Here is a 6,975-nt window from a genome sequence, read left to right on the forward strand (position 1 = left end):
CCCGAACATCGGCGGCTCGACCGCCGACACACCGCGACCGGCGATGCGGGCCAGCGGGGCCTGCCCGATCCGCCCGGCGGCCGCCTCGGAGCCGAGCAGGACGGCGGCGGCGCCGTCGTTGAGCGGGGACGCGTTGCCCGCGGTGATCGTGCCGTCGGCCCGGAAGGACGGCTTGAGCCCGGCCAGCTTCGCCGCCGTCGACCCGGGCCGGATGCCCTCGTCGCGGGCCAGGTCGACGCCGGGCACCGGCACCACGATGTCGTCGTAGAAGCCGGCCGTCCAGGCGGCGTCGGCGAGGTTGTGCGAGCGGGCGGCGAACTCGTCCTGCCGGTCCCGCGAGACGGCGAACCTATCGCCCAGCATCTCGTTGGCCTCGCCCAGCGAGACGGTCCACTCCTCCGGCATGTTCTTGTTGACCAGCCGCCAGCCCAGCGTGGTGGACACGGCCGTGACGTTGCCGGCCGGGAACGCCTTGGCCGGTTTGGGCAGCACCCACGGCGCCCGGGTCATCGACTCGACGCCGCCCGCCACCACGACGTCGGCGTCGCCGGACTCGATCGTCCGGGAGCCGATCATGGCCGCGTCGAGCGAGGAGCCGCAGAGCCGGTTGACGGTCGTCGCCGGCACCGACACCGGCAGGCCGGCGAGCAGCACGGCCATCCGGCCGACGTTCCGGTTGTCCTCGCCGGCCTGGTTGGCACAGCCCCAGGCGACGTCCTCGACCGCCGCGGCGTCGAGGCCGGGCGTCTTGCTGAGGACACCCCGGAGCGCGATCGCGGCGAGGTCGTCGGGGCGCACCTCGGCGTGGGCGCCGCCGATCCGGCCGAACGGGGTGCGGACCGCGGCGTACAGGAAGGCGGAGCTCATGCCCTTCAACCTATGCCCGCACCACTCATCATCTCCAATACTGAGTTGGTACCGATTGATAAGTTGCACGCATGGAACTGCGGCAGCTGCGCTCGTTCGCCGCCCTCGCCGAGGAGCAGCACTTCGGCCGCGCCGCGGCCCGGCTGCACATCGCCCAGCCGGCGCTCTCGCAGCAGATCAAGCAGCTCGAGCGCGAACTGAACGTCACCCTGGTCGACCGGACCACCCGCCGGGTCGAGCTGACCCGCGCCGGGCGCCGGTTCGCCGACCACGCCCGCACGGTGCTGGCGTCGGCCGACCGTGCCGCGGCGGACATGGCGCTGGTCGCCTCGGGGCACACCGGGCGGGTCTCGGTCGGCTTCATCGGCACGGCCACCTACGACCTGCTGCCGGTGGCGGCGCGCGAGGTCCGCGACGTGCTCCCCGGGGTGCAGCTGGAACTGCACGGCGAGCTGCTCAGCCCCGCGCTGCTCGACGGGCTCGCCGACGGCACCTACGACCTCGTGGTGATCCGGCCGGGCAGCGTGCCCCGGCCCGGCGTCGACGTGCGCGTCCTGCGTACCGAACGCCTGGTCGCGGTGCGCCCCGACCGGCACCCGCTGGCCGGGCGGCGGCGCATCGACCTCGCGCGGCTGGCCGGAGATCCGTTCGTCATGCACCCCTCCGGCCACCGCTCGTCGATCCACGAGCACGTGATCGCGGCGTGCGCGGCCGCCGGGTTCCGCCCCGCGACGGCGATCGAGGTCGGCGAGACCGCCACGCTGGTGGTCTTCGTCGCGGCCGGGCTCGGGGTCGCGCTGGTGCCCGAGCCGGTCCGCAGCCTGCGGCTGGACGGGGTCTCGTACGTGTCGCTGACGGTCGCGCCCACCATCGGCCTGGGCCTGGCGACCCGGGCCGGCGAGAGGTCACCCGCGGTCCGCAGGGTGGCCGAGATCGTGGAGGGCGTGGCTAGACTCCGCCCATGAGGCAGCTCACACCGGCGGTGTTCTCGACCGCCGGGCTGCCCGAGCAGCGACGCGTCGAGCTGTGGGAGGACCACAACGCCGACGCGCTGATCGGCCTGCGGTGCCGCACCCTCACCGCGGCCTCGCTGGAGGCCACCGAGATCAACCTGCAGCTGGACCAGATCCACCTGGCCCGGGTCCGCGGCAACTCCCACGTCGTCGAGCGCGACCAGGCACTGGTCCGGCGGCGCCCGGCCGGGTCGATCGCGCTGTTCTTCAGCCTGGCCGGGGAGGCGTTCTTCTACCACGACGACGGGGTCCGGACCGTGCGGCCGGGCGAGATGCTGATGTGCGACGCCGACCGTCCCTTCATGCGCGGGTTCTCACAAGGGCTCGAGGAACTGGTCGTCAAGGTCCCGCGGCAGGTCTTCGCGGAGGTCACCGGCATCGAACACGTCCCGAGTCCCGCCGTCGTCGGTTTCGCGCGTGGCGGCAACCCGTTCGCGCACGCCCTCGCCCGTCAGGTCGGCGCGGCCGCCAGGTCCGAGGATCCCCGGCCGGCCCGCGAACAGGACCTGCTCGACCTGATCGCGGCGCTGGCCGGCCGTTCGCCGGCGGGCGGGCATCGGGCGGCGGCCCAGGCCCACATCGACAGCAACTTCGCCGACCCGGCGCTGTCGGCCGCCCGCGTCGCCGCGGCCGTCGGGCTGAGCACGCGCCACCTGTCCCGCGTCTTCGCCGAGAGCGGCATCAGCGTGCCGCAGTACATCCTTTCCCGCCGTCTCGAGGCGGCCCGCCGCATGCTCGCCGGGCCCGTCCCCATCGCCGAGGTCGCGCACCGATGCGGCTTCGCGTCACCCGCGCACTTCTCGCACGCCTTCCGTGCCCACTTCGGCGAGCGCGCGAGCGACTTGCGCAGATCGGCCATCGCTTCGCGTTCCGGCCGGGACGAGCCTCATTCGTAGCCGGCCCGGCACGGCGTTCACACACTGCCGGTATGCGCATTGAGACGGACGTGCTCATCGTCGGGTCGGGACCGGCGGGATCGGCGGCCGCGCTGTTCCTGTCGACGCTCGGCGTACCCAACATCATGATCACCAAGTACCGGTGGACCGCCAACACGCCCCGCGCGCACATCACCAACCAGCGGGCCATGGAGGTCTTCCGGGACGTCGGGATCGAGGACCAGGTGCTCGCCGACGCCACCCCGCACGACCTGGTCGGCGACACCGTCTTCTGCACCTCGATCGCCGGCGAGGAGATCGGCCGGATCCACACCTGGGGCACCCGCGCCGACCGCGAGGGCGACTACCGGCTCGCGTCGCCCTGCCTGGTCGTCGACATCCCGCAGACCTACCTGGAGCCGATCCTGGTGCGCAACGCGACGGAGAGAGGCACGCAGTCGCGGTTCTCCACCGAATACCTGTCGCACACGCAGGACGACGCCGGCGTCGACGTGCTGGTGCTCGACCGGCTCACCGGTCAGGAGTACACGATCCGCGCCAAGTATCTGATCGGCGCGGACGGCGCACGGTCCAAGGTGGCCGCCGACATCGGCCTGCCCTTCGAGGGCGCCATGGACATCGCCGGCTCGATGAACATCACCTTCAAGGCCGACATCAGCGCCTACTGCGAGCACCGGCCGTCGGTCCTCTACTGGGTCATCCAGCCCGGCTCCAACGTCGGCGGCATCGGCGCCGGCCTGGTCCGCATGGTCCGCCCCTGGAACGAGTGGCTGATCGTGTGGGGCTACGACATCAGCGACGAGCCGCCGGTCGTCGACGCGGCCGCCGCGACGCAGATCGTGCGCAACCTGCTCGGCATGCCCGAGCTGGAGGTGGAGATCACCGGCACCTCGCTGTGGGGCAACAACGAGATGTACGCGACCCACCTGCAGTCCGGGCGAGTGTTCTGCGCCGGTGACGCGGTGCACCGGCACCCGCCGAGCAACGGGCTGGGATCGAACACTTCCATCCAGGATTCGTACAACCTGGCCTGGAAGCTGGCCGCCGTGCTGAGCGGGCGCGCGGGCGACGGGCTGCTGGAGACGTACTCGGCCGAACGCGCGCCGGTCGCCGAGCGGATCGTCAAGCGGGCCAACCGGTCCAGCCGCGAGTTCGTCGACTTCTTCGTGGCGCTGGGCATCACCGGGGCGCGGACCGAGGAGGAGATGGTCGCGCAGATCGAGGAGCGGAAGGCGAACACGCCCGCGGGCGCCGCCAAGCGGGCCGCCCTGGTGAAGGCGATGGAGCTGAAGAACTACGAGTTCAACGCCCACGGTGTCGACCTGGGCCAGTTCTACGAGTCCGCCGCCGTGGTGTCCGACGGCAGCACCAGGCCCGCGCCGGTGCGCGATCCCGAGCTCTACTACGAGGCGTCGACGGCGCCGGGCTCGCATCTGCCGCACGCGTGGGTCGGCGACAACCGGCGCAAGCTCGCGATGATGGATCTGGCGCCGTACCACCGGTTCACGCTGCTCACCGGCATCGCCGGCGAGGCCTGGGCGGATGCGGCGGCCGAGGTCGCGGCGGAGCTGGGCGTCGATCTGGGTACGGTCGTGATCGGGCCGGGCCGCGAGGTCACCGATCTCTACTACGACTGGGCCGCGTTGCGTGAGGTCCAGGAGAGCGGCGCGCTGCTCGTGCGGCCGGACAAGCACATCGGCTGGCGCGCCGCGACGCTGCCGGCCGACCCGTCCTCCGCGCTGCGCGACGCGATGAAGAGCATCCTGTCCCGATGAGGTTCGTCCACGAGACACTGTGCCAGCGCGTCGTCTTCGCGCCCGGGTCGGCGGCGGAGGCCGTGCACGACGAGGTCGGCTCGTCCCGGGTCATGCTCATCGGCACCCGCCTCGACGTGCCCGCGGTCCTGAGATGGGACGAGGTGGTCATGCACGTCCCGGTCGCCGTCGCGGAGCGGGCGCGGGCGGCCGCCGCCGCACGTCAGGTCGAGGTGATCGTCAGCGTCGGCGGTGGCTCGGCGACCGGCCTCGCCAAGGCCGTCGCGCTCACCACCGGCCTGCCCGTCGTCGCGGTCCCGACCACCTACGCGGGATCGGAGGCGACGAACGTCTGGGGGCTGACGGCGAACGGCCGGAAGACCACCGGCACCGATCCTCGGGTGTTGCCACGCACCGTCGTCTACGACGCCACGCTGACCGCGACGCTGCCCACCGAGCTGGCCGTCGCATCCGGCCTGAACGCGCTCGCCCACTGCGTCGACTCGCTGTGGGCGCCGCGGGCCGACCCGATCAACGCGGCGCTCGCCGGTGAGGGGATCCGCGCCCTGATGGCGGCGCTCCCGGACGATCGGGAGCAGATGTTCTACGGCACCTACCTGGCGGCGGTCGCCTTCGCCTCCGCAGGATCCGGCCTGCACCACAAGATCTGCCACGTGCTGGGCGGCATGTTCGGCCTGCCGCACGCGCAGACCCACGCGGTGGTCCTGCCGCACGTGCTCGCGCTCAACGCGCCCGGCGCCGGCGGGCGCATCACCCTCGACGAGCTCCAGGATCTCCGCCGGCGGGTCGACGCCCCACGGGCGCTGCGCGACTACGGCTTCGAGGAGGACCAGATCCCGGCGGCGGTCGAGGCGATCCTTCCGGTCGTACCCGACAACAATCCTGTCCCGGTCAACGCCGGTAACCTGAAGCAGCTCCTGCACGACGCCTGGGAGGGAACGAGATGAGCCGGGAACAGCAGGCGCGGGAGGAGGAACTCGTCGAGCGGGTGCTGGCGTCCTTCGACGGCACCCCGGACCCGCGGCTCAAAGAGATCATGCGGTCGCTCGTGACGCACCTGCACGGGTTCCTGCGCGACGTCCGCCCGACCGAGCAGGAGTGGAAGCGGGGCATCGACTTCCTCACCGCGGTCGGTCACCTCACCGACGACCGGCGCCAGGAGTTCATCCTGCTGTCGGACACCCTCGGCGCGTCGATGCAGACCATCGCGATCAACAACGAGGCGTACGCCGACGCGACGGAGGCGACGGTCTTCGGCCCGTTCTTCGTCGAGAACTCGCCGCACGTCGAGCTGGGCGGCGACATCGCCGGTGGCGCGAACGGCGAGCCGTGCTGGGTCGAGGGCGCCGTCCGCGACACGGCCGGTCAGCCGGTGGCGGGCGCGCGCATCGAGGTGTGGGAGGCCGACCAGGACGGCTTCTACGACGTCCAGTACGACGACGACCGCACCGCCGCCCGAGGCCACCTGTTCAGCGGCGCGGACGGCGGCTTCCGCTTCTGGGCGATCACCCCGACGCCGTACCCGATCCCACACGACGGCCCGGTCGGCGCGATGCTGGCGGCGACGGGCCGCTCCCCGATGCGGGCCTCGCACCTGCACTTCCTGGTCAGCGCCGAGGGCCTGCGCACGCTGGTGACGCACATCTTCGTCGAGGGCGACGAGCTGCTCGACTCGGACAGCGTCTTCGGCGTGAAGGACTCGCTGGTCAAGACCTTCGAGAAACAGGCACCGGGTACGCCGCCGCCGGACGGCCGGGACCTGAACGATCGACCATGGTCCCGGGTCCACTTCGACATCGTCCTGGCGCCTGCCGCCGCTCAGGCGTGAGCGGCCGCCGCGCTCACGATGAGCTCCGCGATCGCCGGCTTGCGGATGTCCGAGTGGGCTCCCCCGAAGGATGAGTCGGCGACGTCGTTGATGACCGCGGCGGCGTTGACCCGGTAGAAGGTGTGCGGCTTGAAGTCGTGGCCGTTGCCGCCGGCGGCCGGCATCGAGCGGGCCTCCAGCGGGCTGACGGCCTGGTAGCCGTCAGCGCCCATGCCGCCCCAGCGGCTCGCCGCGACCGACTGCGTGTCCTGCCGGGACAGGAACGACGCCCTCGGATACCAGACGCCGACCGCCCAGTCGTGCACGCTGTACGTCGCGACCAGCGGCCCGTGCACCCGGTCCGCCACCGCGTGCAGGGCGCCCGCGCGGCCGAACGGATTGTCCTGCTCGTGCGCGAACGACCAGTGCGAGAAGGCACCCTGCACCAGCATCAGCGACGCCACCGGGCTCCGCTGGGGCGAGTCGATGCCGGCCAGCGCGAAGGAGACCAGCCGGGCGCCGAAGCTGTGCCCGATCAGGTTAATATTTCTTTATGCTTTTTCAAAATGATCACTCCCAAAACCTAAATTCATTCTGCCAAAAATCTATTTGTTTTT

7 protein-coding genes are annotated in these 6,975 nt (G+C 71.7%); 5 read left to right on the forward strand and 2 right to left on the reverse strand.

The window, feature by feature from the left end; genetic code table 11:
* A partial coding sequence (locus tag AB0M20_RS19640) for an acetyl-CoA C-acyltransferase (RefSeq protein WP_364300008.1) occupies positions 1-867 on the reverse strand: 867 nt, incomplete at its 3' end.
* A 71-nt stretch (positions 868-938) separates the two neighbouring features.
* On the opposite strand from AB0M20_RS19640, the gene AB0M20_RS19645 reads away from it, so the two are divergent.
* Genes AB0M20_RS19645 through AB0M20_RS19665 form a run of 5 tightly spaced genes read left to right on the forward strand, consistent with a single transcriptional unit; the run spans position 939 to position 6,379 of the window.
* Positions 939-1,832, forward strand: a complete 894-nt coding sequence (locus AB0M20_RS19645; protein WP_364300010.1) for a LysR substrate-binding domain-containing protein — start codon at positions 939-941, stop codon at positions 1,830-1,832.
* Complete coding sequence (locus AB0M20_RS19650) at positions 1,829-2,776, forward strand: helix-turn-helix domain-containing protein (protein ID WP_364300012.1); 948 nt, start codon at positions 1,829-1,831, stop codon at positions 2,774-2,776. Before AB0M20_RS19645 ends, AB0M20_RS19650 begins: the two co-directional genes overlap by 4 nt.
* Positions 2,777-2,808: 32 nt before the next feature.
* Positions 2,809-4,551, forward strand: a complete 1,743-nt coding sequence (locus tag AB0M20_RS19655; RefSeq protein WP_364300014.1) for an FAD-dependent monooxygenase — start codon at positions 2,809-2,811, stop codon at positions 4,549-4,551.
* Complete coding sequence (locus tag AB0M20_RS19660) at positions 4,548-5,498, forward strand: maleylacetate reductase (protein WP_364300016.1); 951 nt, start codon at positions 4,548-4,550, stop codon at positions 5,496-5,498. Before AB0M20_RS19655 ends, AB0M20_RS19660 begins: the two co-directional genes overlap by 4 nt.
* Positions 5,495-6,379 (forward strand): intradiol ring-cleavage dioxygenase, encoded by an 885-nt coding sequence (locus tag AB0M20_RS19665; RefSeq protein WP_364300018.1) that lies wholly within the window; start codon positions 5,495-5,497, stop codon positions 6,377-6,379. The genes AB0M20_RS19660 and AB0M20_RS19665 overlap by 4 nt, the downstream gene beginning before the upstream one ends.
* On the opposite strand, the gene AB0M20_RS19670 is transcribed toward AB0M20_RS19665, so the two are convergent.
* Positions 6,370-6,822, reverse strand: coding sequence for a hypothetical protein (locus AB0M20_RS19670; RefSeq protein ID WP_364300020.1), 453 nt, complete (start codon positions 6,820-6,822; stop codon positions 6,370-6,372). The genes AB0M20_RS19665 and AB0M20_RS19670 overlap by 10 nt on opposite strands.
* Between the last annotated feature and the right edge of the window lie 153 nt (positions 6,823-6,975).

This window comes from Actinoplanes sp. NPDC051633 (assembly GCF_040681735.1).
Taxonomy (GTDB): Bacteria; Actinomycetota; Actinomycetes; order Mycobacteriales; family Micromonosporaceae; genus Actinoplanes.